This is a genomic window from Flagellimonas aequoris, from assembly GCF_003584165.1.
Taxonomy (GTDB): domain Bacteria; phylum Bacteroidota; class Bacteroidia; order Flavobacteriales; family Flavobacteriaceae; genus Flagellimonas; species Flagellimonas aequoris.
In genome coordinates, this window is sequence record NZ_QXFJ01000023.1 from 416,248 (window position 1) to 434,312 (window position 18,065).

Sequence of the window (18,065 nt, forward strand, 5' to 3'; positions counted from 1 at the left end):
TTTAAAAGCTTATTGCTAGATTTAAAAAATAGGTGCGCCCGTAGCTGTACCAATATTTTGGTCCAAAAGAGGGAACCCCGCTTAGGTTATCCTTTTGCATCTGCCCAAAATTCCCGTTGCGGCTTTGTTCATAGCCGCCCGTCCTAAAAACCGAATCAAAGAGATTGCTGACACTGGCAAAGGCACTGATATATTTTTTGCCCCAAAGCCATGATTTCCCACCCACCAGATTCAACAGATAGATATCCTCCATCTTTTTCTGCTGAAGCAGTTTAGCCAAATTTTCATCGGTAGCATCAGGGAATTGCTCCCCAGTTTCAGGATCCAACAAAAAGCTCTGGGTTCGGGTAATAGTGGAAAGGTTGATATAATTCTCGGTGAGATAATTGGCAGTCGCTCCAACCCACCAATATTTGGGCGATCGATACTCAACCCCTACTGCCAAGGCCATTTGCGGACCTTGCGCCAATCGTAAATCCTTCAATTTGGCAATTCCCAAATCTTCAGTTCCTTCGGTGGCGATAAGGTCTTCTTCGGAACCAGATGTATCAAAATTAATCTGAACCGAAGGGTCACTGGCATACACATAACTTCCCACATTGCCCGCAAGATTCACCTTCACACTAGAAGATGCCTCGTATTGAAACCCAAACTCAATACCCTTATGGAGCTTGTCCAGCCCTGTAATCACCTCTTGCACAAAATCGGAACCCAGTCCAGAATCCACAAAGAAGAAATTGATATCTGTCGTATTCATAAACCGAGTGTAAAAAGCGGTCACGCGGCCAGTGAATGAGGGTAAGCGAACAAAATAACCGAGATCTACCGTGGTAATGGTCTCCTTTAGTAGGTCAGGCACCACCTCGTTATGTTCCCTCGGATTGATAAAAATGTTCTGGACCACCGGGGGCCGTTCCAATTTGGCTGCACTTGCCGTTAACCAATGTCTGCCGGTGATGAAATAGGAAAATCCTCCTTTCAAGCCAAGACCTGAAAAGGCAACCTTTTCACTTGGGCCAAAAGAGTTTTCCAAATAACGTTCGTTGGTGAAAAGCCCGTTTCGCTGCACATTGAAACTAGTAATGGAAGCCGATGCAAAACCGTTCCATTTCTTGGCCGAGTAAGCCAACTGACCAAATCCTTCTAATTGTGCAACATTAAATTCGTAACTGTAGTTGATAATCTCCCCTTCCATTTTTTGAAGATTTCCATCAACATCATTCAAAGTATTGGAGAAGGTGTCCATATCCTCATAATATTCCGAACCCATCATATCGGTAATCTCGGCGTAGTTTTCAGATACTAGTTTTCGATAATTTACTCCCCCGCCAAACTGAAAACGTTCACTAAGGTGATAGTCAAAACTGGTGACAGCGGTAATAGTTTTGTCTTCCACCATATCGTCATAAAGAAGGTAGGCCGCATTTCCATTGTTGTTGGCATTGGCATCATACAATTGGTTCCAAGACCATTGTGGATTTTCCAAAAATGCTTCTCGGGCCAAGCTGGCGTTAAAAAAATCGGCTCCTAATGAACTGTTGACGTGGTAACTGGGCAAATAGCGATAATAAGTAGGATCTGGATTCGGAGCATTGTAATACCCCAATCTACCCTTGGAATAGGTCCCAGTTTGAAAGGACGCTCCGAGCGTCCAGTTCAGTTTTTCGGTTTCCAAGGTGTAGTTCAGAAGAAAAAGGGGCTCAAAAATATCGCGTTCACGCGAATTTCTGATTTTGCCATCCTGCTCTCCCCAATATGGGTTGTATTGATTTCCCATCAATTCAAAAACCTCTTCCGTCAACGCTGCGGAACGGCCTCTCCGGTTTCGGGCCAAAATTGCGGAAAACGAAATACTGTTCTGCTGATTGGGTTGATATTCAAAGGCTCCAAAAAATGAATAGGCATCGTACAGGGTACCCTCAACATATCCTTCGTTGGCCCATCTTCGAGAAGCGGACATCGAATAAGCCAGACCGCTTTTTTCCAGCCCTGAGTTATACGTGGCCATGACCCGTCCACGATAAGTTCGGTTAGACATGGAAGAAGAAACACGCAAACCAGGCCGCATTCCCGACGGTCGGGTATCAATATTGGTGTTTCCCAAAATACCTCCAAATGTATAAGGATTCCTTTCGAGCGCATTGGTATATTCCTGATTGCGAATCACATCGTTGAGTCCGCCCCAGTTGTTCCATTGGGGTCTACCATCAATAAATTTGTTCATGGGAATACCATTAATCAACACCACCCCATTTTGTGAATCGTACCCCCGAACCTTAAAAAAAGCCTGACCAAAATCGAAGGCGGCCCGGCTCAAATAAATGTCCCTAGTAGACTGTAATAGTCCGGAAACTCCTGAAATGGAGGTATCCTCATCGGAAAGTTCCACATCGGTAAGGGTGATAAGGTTATCCGTTTTTTCCAAAACAATATCCCTATCCAAGTAGACGGAACCTAAATCAATCGGATTCCCATCCAGAAATAAGGAATACTTTTTTGGAACAAAATCCTGGGCGGTAAACACCAAGACCTGTTCACCAGAAATCAGGGTTTCCATCTCGAATTTTCCTTCGGAATCGGTTGTAAATGTTTTTGAAGTGCCTTCAAAGGCCAAGGAAATGTTGGGAATAGGCACATTGATACCCCGTTCCAGAACATTTCCCTTGATTACTGTACCTTGCTGACCGAAAAGATTGGGGCCACAACAAAGCACAGCCAAGAGCATAGCTGTTCTCATAACTTTAGTAGGTTAATTAAATAAAAAGGGGTTGTAATTGCTGTACAAACTGCGAAAAGCGAACAATCTTACTTATTTTTGTAGGAAATTCAAAATAGAATGCGATTATTAATATGCCTACTTGTATTAATATCGACCTCACTACATGGACAAGAGTCCAAAACGTTTACCCTTAGAACCATTGCGTTCTACAATTGTGAAAATCTGTTCGATACGGAGAACGATTCGCTCACCTTTGATGACGACCGTACCCCTGACGGCAGTTACCACTGGACCCAGGAACGGTATCGGAAAAAGGTAGAAAACCTTTCGAGGGTGCTGGCACAAATCGGTGAAGAGACTTCCAAAACTTCGCCGGATGTTATCGGTCTATGTGAAGTGGAGAACCGCAAAGTGGTGGAGGACCTCGTGCATCATCCCAATCTTTTGGAGAAGGGCTATGAAATCATCCATTTTGATTCGCCAGATGAGCGGGGCATTGATGTGGCGCTGTTGTACAAATCCTCCTCGTTTTTACCCACTTCCTTCAAAAGTCATCGGCTCTTACTTTTTGATGATATGGGAGAGCGCAAATATACCCGAGACCAATTGGTTGTGGGTGGCATCATGGATGATGAAGAACTCTACTTTATTGTAAATCATTGGCCATCCCGAAGGGGTGGACCGGCTAAAAGTCAACCGTTCCGGGTGCGGGCCGCCTTGTTGAACAAGCGTATCATCGACTCGGTACGAACACTGAATCCCGATGCCAAGATCATTGCCATGGGTGATTTAAATGATGACCCCATAGACAATAGTTTAAAAGTAATATTGAAAACCAAGGCCAAAGCAAATCAACTAGATAGTGTAAGTCTGTTCAATCCCATGGAAAGTTTGTTCCGAAAAGGCATCGGCTCCTTGGCCTATGGAGACAAATGGAACCTTTTTGACCAAATTTTCATGACTCCCAACTTGGTGACCAAAAACAGGGAAGGCCTATCCTTCTGGAAAGCGGGCATCTTTTCTGCTCCTTTCCTCAAAACAGAGAAGGGAAGGTACAAAGGTTATCCGTTGCGGACATATTCAGGAGGTACCTACACGGCAGGGTATAGCGATCACTTTCCTGCTTATGTGTTTTTAATCAAGGAAGTTGAATGAGATTCCTGCTTTCGCAGGAATGACAACTTTACCCCAACCACTGGCTCCAGGGAATACGGCTCAAGATCAACAAAAGGCCAAGACCGTAGAAAATGGTAATGGTCTTGAACTTTTTATCGCTCTCCATAAACTTTTTGTGTCTGGACCAACCAATGGTGATCAAGGCCAATGCGATGATATTGATAAAGGGGTGCTCCACGGCCAAAAGACGGGCAGGGGCATTTAAACCACTCATTCCCAATGCCTGAATGGCCTTTAAACCGTTGGCAGAGATAAAATAGAGGACCAACCCCACCAATAACTGGATATGGCTCAATATCAAAGCAAAAAGGCTAATACGAAGGTCCTTATGCATGGTGAAGTCTTTTTTGCCCATCCAGCCCAAAAGAGCATTGATTACGGCCACGATCAGGACTGCCAAAACAACATAGGCCAAATAGGAGTGTAGGTTCTTTATAATTTCCATGTGGTATAGTTTGTGGTTTTAAAAGTACGGATTTTAAGCATAAAAAAACCCTGCCGATCGGCAGGGTTTTAATTATTTATCAGGTTCGGATTAGAAATCGTAACGTAAGGTTACGTTCCAAGTTCTACCCAATCCAAAATATCCTTGGTTGGAAACATTGATTCCTTTGTAAGTCTCATCACCAGCCTCAACAAAGTTGGCCGTAGTAAGTTCAGAGAGATAAATGTGGTTCAAAACGTTGTTCATGTTGGCCCTGATCTTCAACTGTTTTGACTTATCGATTCCTAAAGGCATATTGAAGGTCACACCAGCATCCAATACGCTGAAAGTTGGCAATTTCAAGTTTTCCTTGATGGCTCCAACATCAGAGTAAAGATCACTGTAATACCTCCAGTCAGAATCCACAGAGAACATTTTGTTTATTCTGTAGGCAAATCCAAGACCTCCTGAAGTCTGTGCAGCACCACCTACTTTTCCACCATCATAATCAATGGTTTCAGTACTGATAACGTTCCTGTTCTCATCGGTTATTTGGGTAACGGCATTTCCCTTATAGATCCAGTCACCAATGGAAGCAAAACCGTTGATGGATAGTCCATTGATCGGTCTATATTTAAAATCTACTTCTACCCCCGTATGCAATTGCTCCGTACCGAAGTTTGAAGTGTAGGTCACCACATCATCCTCTACGGTAGAACTTGAAGCTACTCTGTCTTTCCAAGAAGTTCTGTACAAGTTGACATTCGCAGAGAACATAGAGCTAGAGAATCCGTAGCCAGCTTCCAAACCAAAAATTTTCTCGTTTTTGGTCAATGGGTTTACTTGATTGGTAAAGTTCAAGTAGATATTGTCATGATATGGTTGACGGTTATAATAGCCAACATTGGCATAAAAACTATGTTGTGAAGTTGGGTTGTAGCTAAAACCACCTTTTGCATTGTACCCAAAATTGTTCACTTTTTCCGAATCAACCCCAGGCACTATACCCGCAGGCAAAGGTTCTCCTGTCCATTGAGGCGAAGTACCATTGATCAAAGACTCGTCAGCATATTGGTAATGGTCAAATCTTTGGTGATATTGGTTGGAAACAGACCCTTGGAAAAAGGTAGAGAATGTATCTGTAGCATATTCCAACTGTGTAAACAAACCACCGTAAGAAATGCGCTCATCATTGCTGTATCCTATTTTCTGGTCTTCTGGATATGATGTAAAGGCAGCTTCCCATGCAGAAGGCTTGAAGGTCTCCGTGGCCGTTACAAACTTATAGGTTCCATATGTTCCATAAGGTTCATGGTTGTTGTTCTGATCTCTCAAACGGATGTTATCTGTCCAAGAATTCAATCCATGAAAATTAGAAACTACCCTAAAGTGCTTTCCATAATAGGTCCTTAAATCAAAACCAACGTTCCAGGTCAAATTATCACCAAGTTGCTTTTCAAGGTTTGAAATCAACCCATACCAGTTATGCAAGTTCATGGATGAACGGGTAATGTAAGAAGGCTCAGAACCAAAGTTTATAGCATCACCACCGGTAACAGCAGCATTCTGGGCATAAATGGCATCATAATCGATACGTCCCTCAGCAGTTCTGATTCTGTTACCCAAGTTTCCGGTTCCACCACCGTTACCCCAAGAAGCATAAAGCACTGTCGAAAGGTTTGTGGTTTCGTTAATCTTCCAGTCCCAGTTCAAGTTAGCAACCGGCTTGTGGTAAAAGTTCCTTCTTTCGGTCATGTATTGACCTTGGTAAGTACCCCAGTTGTTGTTATACCTTCTTCCGTATTCCAAATAAGAAGAAATGGACTTGGTGAAGTTTTGATCGTGGAACTGTGGGGCTCCTGTAATCAAAAAGTTGAACCCGTGGTTGTCGTTGGGTCTGTAACCTACAGATATAAAATAGGTTTGCCCTTCTCCGAAGTTTCCTTCGTTGTAACCATCACCTTGCCAGTGAGATAGCATAACACTCGTACCCCATCCTTTATCGGAGATACCGGTATTGTAGCCAGCAGAAGTTTTAATGTAGTTGTTGTTTGCAACTGTTGCGTAACCAAAACCACCTTCGTTCATTTCAGTTGCCTTGGTCACAAAGTTCACCGTACCACCCACAGAAGAAATGGCCAATTTGGAAGAACCTAGACCCCTTTGAACCTGAATACCCGAGGCAATATCATTTATACCGGACCAGTTGGACCAGTACATCAAACCATCTTCCATACCGTTGATCGGCTGTCCGTTCAAAAGGAAAGCGGTGTTATCTTGCTCAAAACCCCTTACCCTCATGTTGGTATCACCAAATCCACCTGCCTGTCCTGAAACGTAAACGGAAGGTGTGTTCACCAAGGTCATGGTAACATCCTGGGTACCAATTTTCTCCTGAATGATCTTTACCGGAACCGAAGAAACGGCGATTGGGGTCTTCCTGTCCGTTGCAAGGTCAATAATACCTGTACCAACAACAACAACCTCACCCAACTCTTCCGCGTCGGGAAACAAAGAAATGGTCCCCAAGCTACCAGTGGTAGTAAATTGGACATTCTTGGATACAAATCCGATGTAAGAAATAATTAAAGTTCCAGAACTTTGGCTAACCTCCAAAGTGAAATTTCCATCAAAATCAGTTGATGTCCCTGTGCTCGTTCCCTTAACCATTACAGTAGCTCCAGGAAGAGGGCCGCCTAGCTCTCCATCTACGACCGTACCCGAAAGGGTTCCTTGAGAAAATGCCATTGCGGACATCAATAAAGCCGCAAAAGCCAAGTAGATTCTTTTCATTTAATTCAGTGTTTAAGTGTTTAATTAGCGCTGCAAATGTGATCCATTTTTGACACACTGCGATTAAGCCAAAGTTAAATAAGGCTAAGATACTTAACACAAAATTAACAAACAAAGTCGCCTGACAAACAATTGTTTAGGGTTTTTAACTAATAATAGAAACCTATCAATTTACTTTTTAAAATTTTGCAATAGATGCAATGTAGAAGTGTCGTGTTTGCCGATTTCTGAATTTTCAATATCGGTCAAAATATTTTTTGCCAATTGCTTTCCAAGTTCCACTCCCCACTGATCAAAACTAAAGATGTTCCAAACCACTCCCTGAACAAAAATTTTGTGCTCATAAAGGGCTATCAAGGCCCCCAAACTTTTAGGTGTAAGTTTTTGGATCAAGATGGTATTGGTGGGTTTATTGCCCTCAAATACCTTGAAAGGAAGTAAGGTTTCAATTTCAGTGGCCGAAAGGTTTTGATTTTCCAGTTCCTTCCTGACCTCTTCTGAAGTTTTTCCATTCATCAAAGCTTCTGTCTGGGCAAAGAAATTGGCCATTAACTTATTGTGATGGTCCACATCCCCATGGAGGGATTCTTTGTAGCCTATAAAGTCCGTTGGAATTAACTTGGTGCCTTGGTGGATCAACTGAAAAAAGGCGTGTTGGGAATTGGTTCCGGGCTCGCCCCAAATAATGGTCCCGGTTTGATGACCCACCCGGTTTCCGGCCCGATCCACACTTTTTCCGTTACTTTCCATAATACCCTGTTGTAAATAGGCAGAAAAACGGTGCAGGTACTGGGTATAGGGGATTATGGCCTCGGTTTCGGCACCATAAAAATTGTTGTACCACACGCTGATCATGGCCAACACCACCGGTATATTCTTGTTGAACGGAGCTTCCTTGAAATGTACATCCATTTCATGGGCGCCATCCAACAGTTCCTCAAAATGGTCATAGCCTACCGAGATAGCGATGGAGAGACCTACCGCGCTCCAAAGCGAAAAACGGCCTCCGACCCAATCCCACATGGGGAATACATTTTCGTCAGCAATCCCAAATTCGCTAATCTTTTCAAGATTGGTGGAAACTGCTGCAAAATGATGGGCGATATCTTTTTCCGAAGCGCTCTTTAAAAACCATTTTTTAATGGTAAGGGCATTCGTTAAAGTTTCTTGGGTAGTAAAGGTTTTGGAAACGATCACAAAAAGGGTGGTCTCTGGATTAAGTTCCTTCAACACCTCATACACAAGATCCCCATCCACATTGCTCACAAAATGGGTTTTCAAGTGGTTCTTATAGAACTTGAGCGCCTCGGTGACCATCACAGGTCCCAAATCCGACCCTCCGATACCAATATTCACGACATCCGTGAAGGCCTTTCCTGTGTAGCCCTTCTTTTCCCCAGAAATGATTGCCTGAGAAAAAGCTTTGATCTTTTCCCTTACGGTATACACTTCCTCTACAATGTTCTCCCCATCCACAAAAATCTTGTCGCCCTTTTTTGCCCTCAAAGCGGTATGGAGCACGGCCCTGTCTTCAGTTTGGTTGATGTGTTCCCCACTGAAATAGCTTTTTATGGCACTTTTCAGACCAACTTCCTCAGCTAAATCCAGCAGTAGGGAAATGGTCTTGTCGGTAATCCTATTCTTTGAATAGTCCACCAAAAAGTCGTTCCAAGCCAATGAGAACTTGCCGCCCCGATCGGTATCGGTTGCGAACAGTTCCCTTAAATGTTTGTCTTTTGTTTCTTGATAATGTTCCTGGAGCTTTTTCCAAGCTTCCGTAGTAGTAGGGTTGATTGTGGGTAGTGCCATTACTGGTTATAAGTGATTAACGTTTCTTCGGGTTCCGGGGCGGGATCCACAAACTCTATGCAGTCCAGTTGCCACCGCAAAGGTTCAATATGCGACATATATCCTGCACGCAACGAATCGGCAATCGGTTCGGCGGTTGGAAGCTTTTCTTGAAGGGGATCCACTTGCCTACCATTTTTCCAGAATCGGTAGCATACATGGGGACCTCCAGTATTTCCTGTCATTCCGACCCATCCGATGACATCGCCCTGTCTAACAAAATCGCCTTTTTTTACCTTTTGTGCCTTCATGTGCAAGTATTGGGTGCTGTATATGCTATTATGCTTGATCTTCACATATTTGCCATTACCTCCCCTTCGGGTAGATTCCACAACGGTCCCATCTGCAGTTGCGATAATGGGTGTTCCAATATCAGCGGCATAATCCGTTCCCTTATGAGGTCTAACCTTGTAGCCGTAATAGGCAATTCTACGTTTTAGATTATAGCGGGAGGACAACCTATACCCAAACTTAATGGGAGCCCTTAAAAAGGTACTCCTTAGATTGTTGGCATCCTGATCGTAGTAGTCCAAAATATTTTTAAGGGAATCCGTCACATAGGGAAAAGCGTAGATGGTCCTGCCCTTGTGCTCAAAAAGCGCAGCTTTTATGGGGCCATACCCGGCATAGATGCTGTCGTTGATATAGCGTTCATCAAAGATGACCTTGAACTTGTCCCCTTTTTCCAGTTTAAAAAAGTCGATACTCCAGGCATATACTTCGGAAAGTGCTATGGTTACCCCATAATCCACCCCTAAATTGTCCATGGCCTCGGAAAGACTGCTGTTGATAATGCCCCCCACTTCCTTTTCCACGAGTTTTACTTTTTTCTTGCTCTTGTAGGCCACTGCAGCACTATCACGTAGATCCACTACGGTATAATTGATCTTGTCATTTTGATAGATGAACACTTTGGCCACTTCGGAAGTATCCTTTGACTTTAATATAAGGTAGGGCTTGCCAACCATTATTCTTCGTACATCGAAAGTATCTCTAAACTTTTCTGAAATGGCAGCAATCTTTGGGTAGCCCACTTTGTTTTTGAGCATCAACTCCCCAAAGCTGTCCCCGCTTCTTACGGTGTCGTGCACCACATTGAAATCATCGAAGTTAAAACCATAATGTAGCACGGGAGGCTTTTCGATCACTTCTACTTTAGCCACTACATCAACTGGTTCCTTTGTCTGTTTGCATGACACCAATACCATCAGTGTCAAGATTGCCCCAATAAATTTTTGCATTATGTTCTATTCCTTGTATTCCTTGTTTGCGGGATTAAATATATGATCTACCCATTCCTTTCCCCATGTATCCAGTTCATATTCTGAATACAAAGTTGGGAAAAATATTATTTTCTGAAAACTCGGTGGCAAATACTGTTTCCAATTGGTGCCTCCGGTTGCCTCTACATCCTTCCCTTCTTTGGCCAAATACCTGTATGCCGAACCCATGTGCATCAGCGGCCAATTTACGTTGGCATTCATGTCCAATTGTTTTAACGCGGATATCAGCTCCTCATTGTTCTTGGAGTCGTCTGGCAGTTGAAGGTATTTGTGGTAAACGGTACTGTCCTTTACTTGATTGGCTATCCTCAACAATCTGGGCGTATACCTGATCTCGAATTGTTTCAAAGTCAAGGTTTTCTCACCTGTTTTCAAATCGGTGGCGCCTTTCTTCCAATACATATGTTCAAAAAGTTCCTCAACAGTGTTCTTTCCTGAATAGTGGTCCCTTTCGGTATGGTGCAACATATTCTCCAGAGGGGTAGCATAGATTTCTATCATCCTATATTGTGCCGATTGAAACCCACTTGCCGGAAGCAATGCCATTCGATACCTCAGAAACTGCTCCCTTTCCATTCCTTTGATCATAATGCTGAACGATGAGATCAGGGCCTTGAAATAACTGTTGATCCTTCTGACCTTTTCAATAAAAAAAGTAAGGTCCTGGGATTTGTCCTCAACAATCTGCTTTTGTTCGTGCAAGATCAACTTGAAATAGAGCTCCGTGATCTGGTGATACATGATGAAGATTTCCTCATCCGGAAAATGTGTCCTGGGTACTTGAAGGCTCAACAGCGTGTCCAAGTGAATGTAATCCCAATAGGTAAGGTACTTTTGGTATAGGAGGCCGTCGAGATAGGAACTCAGGTCCTGACCGGAATTTTTGTACTTTTCTTCAAGTTTGTTGATTTGGGACTGAATTTTGGGATCCTGCTTCATCAATGCCGATCTACGCTAGTTCATGATAATTTTAAACTGGTTTCTTAGTCCGTTGTAGGCCTCAAGGTCTGCCTTTAAAGATCCTACCGCCAAATCTGCCTTAATACGGATAGGAATCTTGTTCAAATCATTGGACACCCAAAGCGTTAAACTCTCCTTTTCCTTAAAAACCCGGCCAGATTGTACCAGTGGCCTAAATTTAAGACATTCCACCTTGCCAAACTTGGTCCTAAGAATTTCTTTTCCCAAATATTTCAACTGAAACCTGAACATGCCATCATCATCAAAAAGCATGTCGAGATCAATGGATTGGCCTTCCACAAACTCATCCAAGTTGTAATTGTTCCGCAAAAAATAGGAAGCCGATATCAAATCCTGCACTTGGTCATGGATCTTGAAATCCTGTTGCGTTCCATTTTTATGGTCTTTCAACACAGCTTTGCGGGTATCGTAGTCAAAATCGATCTGCATATCTTTGGTATACCCTCCTTCATCAATTTTCCTGATGAATTTGTATGGTCTCCCATTCCGCTGACCAAAATAACTCTCATAAGTGTCGTCCACTTTAAAAAAGATGCTTGCAAAACCAGTGGTTTTGCCCTTGCCCACTACATGGTACACAGGAACACTATCTAAAGTCTTGGAGGTAAGATGCATAGTTGCATAGCTGGCGTTGAGGATGCCGTAATGTATCCTGAACTTTAGCCATTCCCCATTTTTAAAGGCAGGGGTGGAATTTTGCCCCATTACGGGTAGTACCGCAAGTAGGAAAAGTAAGGGCAGTATTCTTTTCATAGTCAATTTTATTGGTATAAAATTAGCAAAAACGATGTTGGGGCCATTTGGTTTACATATACTTAAACAAAACTTGTTCCAAAATAGTATAAATAAAAAAAGCCCAGTCTTAAAACTGGGCTTTTCCTAAATAACCAACCAAACTTTAAATTATGAAAAACCAATACTTAAAGTTATAAGGGAACCACCCCTTATCTGAGACAAATATACGCCATGCCTTTGTAGGAAATTCAGTTTTTAACGGACTTTAACTTAACCCCCTAGAAATTGATGTCTTTTATATCTTTTTTTGGCAAATTATTAAGAAATATGGGCGGTTTGATGAATCCTGAACAATCAGAACCAGTACCCGACACTAAAGAAAATACTGTCATTTTTTATCTCCGGGGACCAAGAGTAATAAATTTGGATGGGACCTATGAACGATTCAAATCCATACCCCACACCATAACCTGAAAAACTGGGCTCGGTAAACCAGTCTCCCGTACGGAAAAGGTCATCGTCCACATTGGCAAAGTTGGCGGAAAACATAAGATGATACTTGGGTGCAATCTTGTAGTCCGCCCTACCATAGGCTTTCACGTAACTATTCCCGGGAAGGCTCAAGAAATCATAGCCGAAAAAGGGAACAAAATTGTTCACAAAATCGTTGCCGAACCCGCCCAAAATAAAATCGAAAGAGGTTACATCGGAAGTCCCCAACTTAACCCCACCTTCGGCCTCAATATTGAAACTGAGGTCATGCAGTATGGGGATGGCAGTACCCAACCTTGCCTTGGCAATGGAGAACTCCTTGAAATTTTTATTAAAGTCCGAAGAGAACAAGTACACGTGTAAATCACTGTCAAAAATGAGTCCTTTTGTAGGGAAATATTTATCATCATAAGTATCCAAAGTTATTTTGGAAAACGCATTGAAGTAATTTGATTTTTCAAATGTGGTCCTACCATCATCATCGGTCAAAGTGGCCTCCGATCCGGTCCCTTCGCCAAGTGTCCTGGTACTGTAACGTAAAAATTTGTGCTCTGCCCCAATGGTGAAGGCAAATTCTTCCTGCAAAACGGTCTGCAGGTATATCTGGTTGGTCAAATCGGTCACATCCATATTGATCCTTCGGATGTTTGGGTCGTCCGGCACATTGAAATTGCCCCGAATCAGGGAGAAATCGATCTCCGAATTAAAATCGGTAAACTTGGAATTAAGCCCAAAGCTCCAGTAATATCCCTTGTCCAGATAGTATTGCATGTTGTAGCGGATGTGGTCCCCAAGGATAAAATCGAAGGAAGCCACATCGTCCTTCATCAAAAAGTTCTTCTTGGTAAGGTTGAACAGGGCCGCACTTTTATACAGGTCATCATAATGGGCAGACACCTTGATGAACATCTTGTTGGGGTTTTCCTTTATTTTCAAGATCAGGTCGGTTCCCAGGCCATTGGAAACCAAATCGTATCGAATGGCCTTGAAGTTTCCGGTGGCCGATAGGTTGTTGATCCCTTGTTTCAAATCCTCAAAGGCTATCTTTTCGGCTAGGTTGAACCGCAATTTTCCCTTAATGTACCCTCGGGTATAACGATCGTTCCCCTCAATGATCATCCTGTTTATGGTTAAACTGTCCATCACCGGGATTCGTTTTCTAGCTCTTGGTGTATAATTTTGGGTCGTGGCAATCTTTTCCAGTTCGTCCATTTTAGTCCGGGCCGCTTTTTCCCCACTATCCACAATGGCCTTACCACGGTCAAAATCGATAACGGAAAATTCATCTATATCGGGCCTGATGTACACATCGGTCTGGGCCGATTTTTTCTTCATGTCGTTCACCGTACGGTAATTGTTGATCTGGAGCAAGATCTCCGTGGCCGATGATAACGATTCACGGGTGGAAAGATCGTGTTGTACATCGACCCCAATAATAATATCTGCACCCATGGCCCTCACTTGGTCTATAGGGTAATTGTTCACCACCCCTCCATCGATCAACACATCCCCATCAATCTCCGATGGTTCAAAAAGTGACGGAAACGTACCACTGGCCACAATGGCCTCGGGCAAATAGCCATGATCCAACAAAACTTGCTCTCCGGTCTCCACATTGGTCGCCACGCATAAAAATGGGATGGGCAACTTTTTAAAATCCTGTACATCCTTTACATGGAAGAGCAATTGCACCAGCATATTGTAGATGTTCTGTCCCCCGGAAATGGCCTGGGGAAAGCTCACCTTAAAATTGGTAAAGGGCAGGGTAAGGGCATAGCGTTCCGAATCTTCCTTTTCATAAAAATTCTTTGCACTTCTGGGCACGTTATCTTGAATAAGATCGGTGAAATTGGTGCTTCTAAAAATGGAATCCAGTTCTTTGGCGGAGTATCCGGATGCATAAAGCGCGCCCACGATGGCCCCCATACTGGTCCCTCCAATGTAATCCACCTTAATGCCGGCCTCCTCGATTACTTTTAGTGCCCCAATGTGCGCCAATCCCTTGGCCCCACCGCCACTGAGCACGAGACCCACCTTTGGTGGAGCTTCATTGGTTGTGGTCTGGGCTATCCCAAACACCCCAATGAAGATGAATATGATCGTGGTTATTGTACTCCTGATGCACATAGTGACTAATGAAATGTTTTATATATTTTCTTCGCTTTGGCCATACCCACAGATTCTGCAAGGCTTTCCAACGAAGCTTCCTTGATTCGTTTTACGGACTTGAAATTTTTCAACAATTGTTCCGCGGTCTTTTCCCCGACACCCTCAATACCTTCCAACTCCGAATTAATGGCGCCCTTGCTCCTTTTGTTCCTGTGGTGGGTAATCCCAAAACGGTGTGCTTCGTTCCGCAACTGCTGAATGATCTTCAAGGTTTCGGAACGTTTGTCCAAATACAAAGGAACCGGGTCTTCAGGAAAATAGATTTCCTCCAGTCTTTTGGCTATCCCGACAATGGCAATTTTTCCACGCAGGCCCAAAAGCTCCAAACTTTTTAGGGCAGACGACAATTGTCCCTTTCCCCCATCGATCACAATAAGCTGTGGCAGGGGTTCATCCTCGTTCAAGAGCCGTTTGTACCTTCTGTGCACCACCTCTTCCATACTGGCAAAATCGTCCGGACCTTCCACTGTTTTAATGTTGAAGTGCCTGTAGTCCCTTTTGGAGGGCTTGCCGTCCTTAAAGACCACACAGGCAGCCACTGGATTGCTCCCTTGTATGTTCGAGTTGTCAAAGCATTCAATATGTCTGGGTTCCACGGAAAGCCTTAAATCGGCCTTCATCTGGGCCATGATGCGTTTGGTATGCCTATCTGGATCGGTGATCTTGATCTGTTTTAACTTGTCTTGCCGATAAAACCGGGCATTCCGTTCCGAAAGCTCCAAAATCCTTCGCTTGTCTCCCAATTTGGGCAGGATCACCTTCACGTTTTCCTCCACGGTCACCGGTACCTGAAGATAGATTTCCTTGGATTTGGAATGAAATCGTTGCCGTATCTCCGTAATGGCCAACTGCAATAGTTCCTCATCCGTTTCTTCCAATTTCTTTTTGATCTCCAAGGTATGCGATCTCACAATGGAACCATGGGAAAGCTGCAAGAAATTGACATAGGCATGGGTCTCATCCGAAATGATGGTAAATACGTCAACATTGTTGATCTTGGGGTTTACCACGGTTGATTTTGCCTGATAGTTTTCCAGGATATCGATCTTATCCTTTACACGCTGCGCCTTTTCAAACTCCATTTTTTCGGCCAGCTCGTTCATCTGTTTTTTGAACGACAGCAAAGAATCCCGCAAGTTTCCCTTAATAATCTGCCGTATGTCCTCAATCTGTCCATGATATTCCTGTTCGGTCTGAAATCCTTCACAAGGACCCAAACAATTTCCCAAATGATATTCCAGGCATACCTTGTATTTGCCCCCTTCAATCTTTTCTTCGGAAAGGTCATAATTGCAGGTACGGAGCGGGTAAAGGCTTTTTACCAATTCCAGTAGGGTCCTTACGGTTTTCATACTGGTATAGGGTCCGTAGTATTCCGATCCGTCCTTGATCAGTTTGCGCGTGGGGAACACCCTTGGAAACCGTTCTTTTTTAATACAGATCCACGGATAGGATTTGTCGTCCTTCAACATTACATTGTAGCGGGGCTGTAGCTTTTTGATCAGATTGTTCTCCAAGAGCAGGGCGTCCGACTCCGTGGGGACCACAATATGGTTGATGGTCTGGATTTTTTTGACCAATACCCTGGTTTTGCCATATTCCTGGGTCTTATTGAAATAGGAAGAAACTCTTTTTTTGAGGTTCTTGGCCTTACCCACATATAAAATCTTCCCCTCCTTGTCATAAAATTGATATACTCCGGGGTTATCGGGCAATGCACTAAGCTGTACGGCAATGGATGTAGGGTTGGACATATGGCCTTTTGAAAATGGTCCGGTTCGACTTTACACAAAGTTATGTTTTAAATGTGGTGTTTCCTGTTAAACTTGATCTATTCCCATTTTGTATTGATATATGTTAGGTTTCCCCATATCTAATTTGGAAAACGCAGTCAACCAGTTTTTTATCTCAGTTTTTGACCTTTCCTTCCCATTGGGGATTTTCCCTAAAAAAACTATGGAAAAACCCCGGTCAACGACCTAAGATTTAGTCTAAATTGTTAAACTGTTGCTAAAAAAGGTGTCGTTCATCGATAAAATCTGCATTTCATGGTGGATTTTTCAATTCTTTTACATACATTTAAAACTATAAATACAATCCTATGGAAAACTATGTGATCGTTTTGGGAATGTACCTGATTTTGATGCTTTTCTTCAAAATCTTTTTCTCCGTTGCAACCAACAAAGGAGAATAAATTTTTGTTTCCCCAAAACAACCCCTAAATCTTCAACATTTAATGTTGAAACATGAACTAAGAAAGAAATATAAAAGTCTGAGAGCGGAAATCAATCCTACACAAGCTTCGGATTTTAGTTTGATTTTAGCAAATCATGTGCTCCAAATCCCAATCTGGGATTTTTTTTATTTCCATATCTTTTTGAGTATCGAAGATAAAAACGAGGTGGACACCCTTCCATTGATTACCCTCCTCCAGGGAAGGGACAAGCATGTAATCGTCCCCAAAATGACGGGAAGTACTTCCATGGACAACTATCTGCTTACGGACGGTACCACTCTAAAAAAGAACAGTTGGGGCATTCCAGAACCTGTTGATGGCTTTCTTGTCCCCGAAAACAAAATTGAAGTGGTTTTTGTCCCCTTATTGGCCTTTGATTCGCAAGGAAACCGTGTAGGGTATGGCAAAGGTTTCTATGACACCTTTTTGCATAAATGTAAAAAGGAAACCATAAAAATCGGTCTTTCCTTTTTTCCAGCCGAGAACGACCTCATCTCAGATGTACATGAAAACGATGTGCGACTGGATTACTGTATCACTCCTGAAAAGGTCTACGCATTCTGATCTGCCACTTCCTGCTTTTTTTCGGCATGCTTTGGAAATGCCTTTTTATTGAAAACAATCAAAATACCTACCCCGGTACTGATGGCCGTATCGGCAATATTGAAGACCGGCTCAAAAAATCGGAACCTTTGACCTCCCACAGAGGGTACCCAATCCGGCCAAGTGGTATCGATCAACGGAAAATAGAGCATGTCCACCACTTTGCCGTGGAAGAGGCTGCCATAAGGCTCGTTAGAAAACAAGGTGGCCACCTGCCCGTTGCTATGGTCAAAGATCAATCCGTAAAACACGGAATCAATGATATTACCCATGGCTCCTGCGAAAATGAGGGACACGGCCAAGATCAAGGTTCGGGTCGATTGTTTTTTGATGATGTCCCACAACCAGTACCCAATGCCGAAAACGGCAAAAATCCTGAAAATGGTCAAGATCAATTTCCCCGAAGATTCCGAAATCGGTAACAAATCGCTCAATTTGGTTCCCCAAGCGGCTCCTTCGTTCTCAATGAACAAAATCTTGAACCAACCCAGCACATCATGGGATTCCCCCAAAATAAAATGGGTCTTGATGTAGACCTTGCTCAATTGGTCCACCAAAAGGATCAATGCAATGATTAACAGGGATTTTCTTTGATTCATCTTTTTA

Annotated in this window: 12 protein-coding genes; 2 read left to right on the forward strand and 10 right to left on the reverse strand. The window is 43.2% G+C overall.

Annotation, left to right across the window (positions count from 1 at the left end; all coding sequences use genetic code 11):
* Position 1 precedes the first annotated feature (1 nt).
* A complete protein-coding gene (locus tag D2U88_RS10520; RefSeq protein WP_119640530.1) occupies positions 2 to 2,737 on the reverse strand; it encodes a TonB-dependent receptor in 2,736 nt (911 codons plus the stop codon).
* Positions 2,738 to 2,836: 99 nt separating this feature from the next.
* On the opposite strand from D2U88_RS10520, the gene D2U88_RS10525 reads away from it, so the two are divergent.
* Entirely contained in the window at positions 2,837 to 3,874 is a 1,038-nt protein-coding gene (locus tag D2U88_RS10525; protein ID WP_119640531.1) for an endonuclease/exonuclease/phosphatase family protein, read from the forward strand.
* A 28-nt stretch (positions 3,875 to 3,902) separates the two neighbouring features.
* On the opposite strand, the gene D2U88_RS10530 is transcribed toward D2U88_RS10525, so the two are convergent.
* From D2U88_RS10530 to uvrC, 8 genes are all read right to left on the reverse strand, one after another.
* Positions 3,903 to 4,340, reverse strand: a complete 438-nt coding sequence (locus D2U88_RS10530; RefSeq protein WP_119640532.1) for a hypothetical protein — start codon at positions 4,338 to 4,340, stop codon at positions 3,903 to 3,905.
* 90 nt (positions 4,341 to 4,430) lie between these two features.
* Positions 4,431 to 7,112 carry a TonB-dependent receptor gene (locus tag D2U88_RS10535; RefSeq protein ID WP_119640533.1) on the reverse strand — a complete coding sequence of 894 codons (2,682 nt, stop codon included), beginning with the start codon at positions 7,110 to 7,112 and terminating at the stop codon, positions 4,431 to 4,433.
* A gap of 171 nt (positions 7,113 to 7,283) precedes the next feature.
* Positions 7,284 to 8,921 (reverse strand): glucose-6-phosphate isomerase, encoded by a 1,638-nt coding sequence (pgi, locus tag D2U88_RS10540; RefSeq protein ID WP_119640534.1) that lies wholly within the window; start codon positions 8,919 to 8,921, stop codon positions 7,284 to 7,286.
* Positions 8,921 to 10,201, reverse strand: a complete 1,281-nt coding sequence (locus D2U88_RS10545) for a M23 family metallopeptidase (RefSeq protein WP_119640535.1) — start codon at positions 10,199 to 10,201, stop codon at positions 8,921 to 8,923. The genes pgi and D2U88_RS10545 overlap by 1 nt, the downstream gene beginning before the upstream one ends.
* Before the next feature lie 6 nt (positions 10,202 to 10,207).
* A complete protein-coding gene (locus tag D2U88_RS10550; protein WP_119640536.1) occupies positions 10,208 to 11,182 on the reverse strand; it encodes a tryptophan 2,3-dioxygenase family protein in 975 nt (324 codons plus the stop codon).
* A gap of 15 nt (positions 11,183 to 11,197) precedes the next feature.
* Positions 11,198 to 11,977, reverse strand: coding sequence for a DUF3108 domain-containing protein (locus tag D2U88_RS10555; RefSeq protein WP_119640537.1), 780 nt, complete (start codon positions 11,975 to 11,977; stop codon positions 11,198 to 11,200).
* A 336-nt stretch (positions 11,978 to 12,313) separates the two neighbouring features.
* The gene (locus tag D2U88_RS10560; RefSeq protein ID WP_119640538.1) at positions 12,314 to 14,578 is read right to left on the reverse strand and encodes a patatin-like phospholipase family protein; all 2,265 of its coding nucleotides are present in this window, start codon (positions 14,576 to 14,578) and stop codon (positions 12,314 to 12,316) included.
* A gap of 5 nt (positions 14,579 to 14,583) precedes the next feature.
* Positions 14,584 to 16,374 carry an excinuclease ABC subunit UvrC gene (uvrC, locus tag D2U88_RS10565; RefSeq protein ID WP_119640539.1) on the reverse strand — a complete coding sequence of 597 codons (1,791 nt, stop codon included), beginning with the start codon at positions 16,372 to 16,374 and terminating at the stop codon, positions 14,584 to 14,586.
* Between the two features lie 482 nt (positions 16,375 to 16,856).
* Between uvrC and D2U88_RS10570 the strand changes: the two genes are divergently transcribed.
* A complete protein-coding gene (locus D2U88_RS10570) occupies positions 16,857 to 17,420 on the forward strand; it encodes a 5-formyltetrahydrofolate cyclo-ligase (protein ID WP_119640540.1) in 564 nt (187 codons plus the stop codon).
* On the opposite strand, the gene D2U88_RS10575 is transcribed toward D2U88_RS10570, so the two are convergent.
* A complete protein-coding gene (locus D2U88_RS10575) occupies positions 17,408 to 18,058 on the reverse strand; it encodes a lipoprotein signal peptidase (protein ID WP_119640541.1) in 651 nt (216 codons plus the stop codon). The two genes, D2U88_RS10570 and D2U88_RS10575, sit on opposite strands and share 13 nt — an antisense overlap.
* Between the last annotated feature and the right edge of the window lie 7 nt (positions 18,059 to 18,065).

Bases quoted from the DNA above. Each gene is read 5' to 3' on its own strand.
- D2U88_RS10520 (WP_119640530.1), bottom strand. From the start codon at position 2,737: ATGAGAACAGCTATGCTCTTGGCTGTGCTTTGTTGTGGCCCCAATCTT.
- D2U88_RS10525 (WP_119640531.1), top strand. From the start codon at position 2,837: ATGCGATTATTAATATGCCTACTTGTATTAATATCGACCTCACTACAT.
- D2U88_RS10530 (WP_119640532.1), bottom strand. From the start codon at position 4,340: ATGGAAATTATAAAGAACCTACACTCCTATTTGGCCTATGTTGTTTTG.
- D2U88_RS10535 (WP_119640533.1), bottom strand. From the start codon at position 7,112: ATGAAAAGAATCTACTTGGCTTTTGCGGCTTTATTGATGTCCGCAATG.
- pgi (WP_119640534.1), bottom strand. From the start codon at position 8,921: ATGGCACTACCCACAATCAACCCTACTACTACGGAAGCTTGGAAAAAG.
- D2U88_RS10545 (WP_119640535.1), bottom strand. From the start codon at position 10,201: ATGCAAAAATTTATTGGGGCAATCTTGACACTGATGGTATTGGTGTCA.
- D2U88_RS10550 (WP_119640536.1), bottom strand. From the start codon at position 11,182: ATGAAGCAGGATCCCAAAATTCAGTCCCAAATCAACAAACTTGAAGAA.
- D2U88_RS10555 (WP_119640537.1), bottom strand. From the start codon at position 11,977: ATGAAAAGAATACTGCCCTTACTTTTCCTACTTGCGGTACTACCCGTA.
- D2U88_RS10560 (WP_119640538.1), bottom strand. From the start codon at position 14,578: ATGTGCATCAGGAGTACAATAACCACGATCATATTCATCTTCATTGGG.
- uvrC (WP_119640539.1), bottom strand. From the start codon at position 16,374: ATGTCCAACCCTACATCCATTGCCGTACAGCTTAGTGCATTGCCCGAT.
- D2U88_RS10570 (WP_119640540.1), top strand. From the start codon at position 16,857: ATGTTGAAACATGAACTAAGAAAGAAATATAAAAGTCTGAGAGCGGAA.
- D2U88_RS10575 (WP_119640541.1), bottom strand. From the start codon at position 18,058: ATGAATCAAAGAAAATCCCTGTTAATCATTGCATTGATCCTTTTGGTG.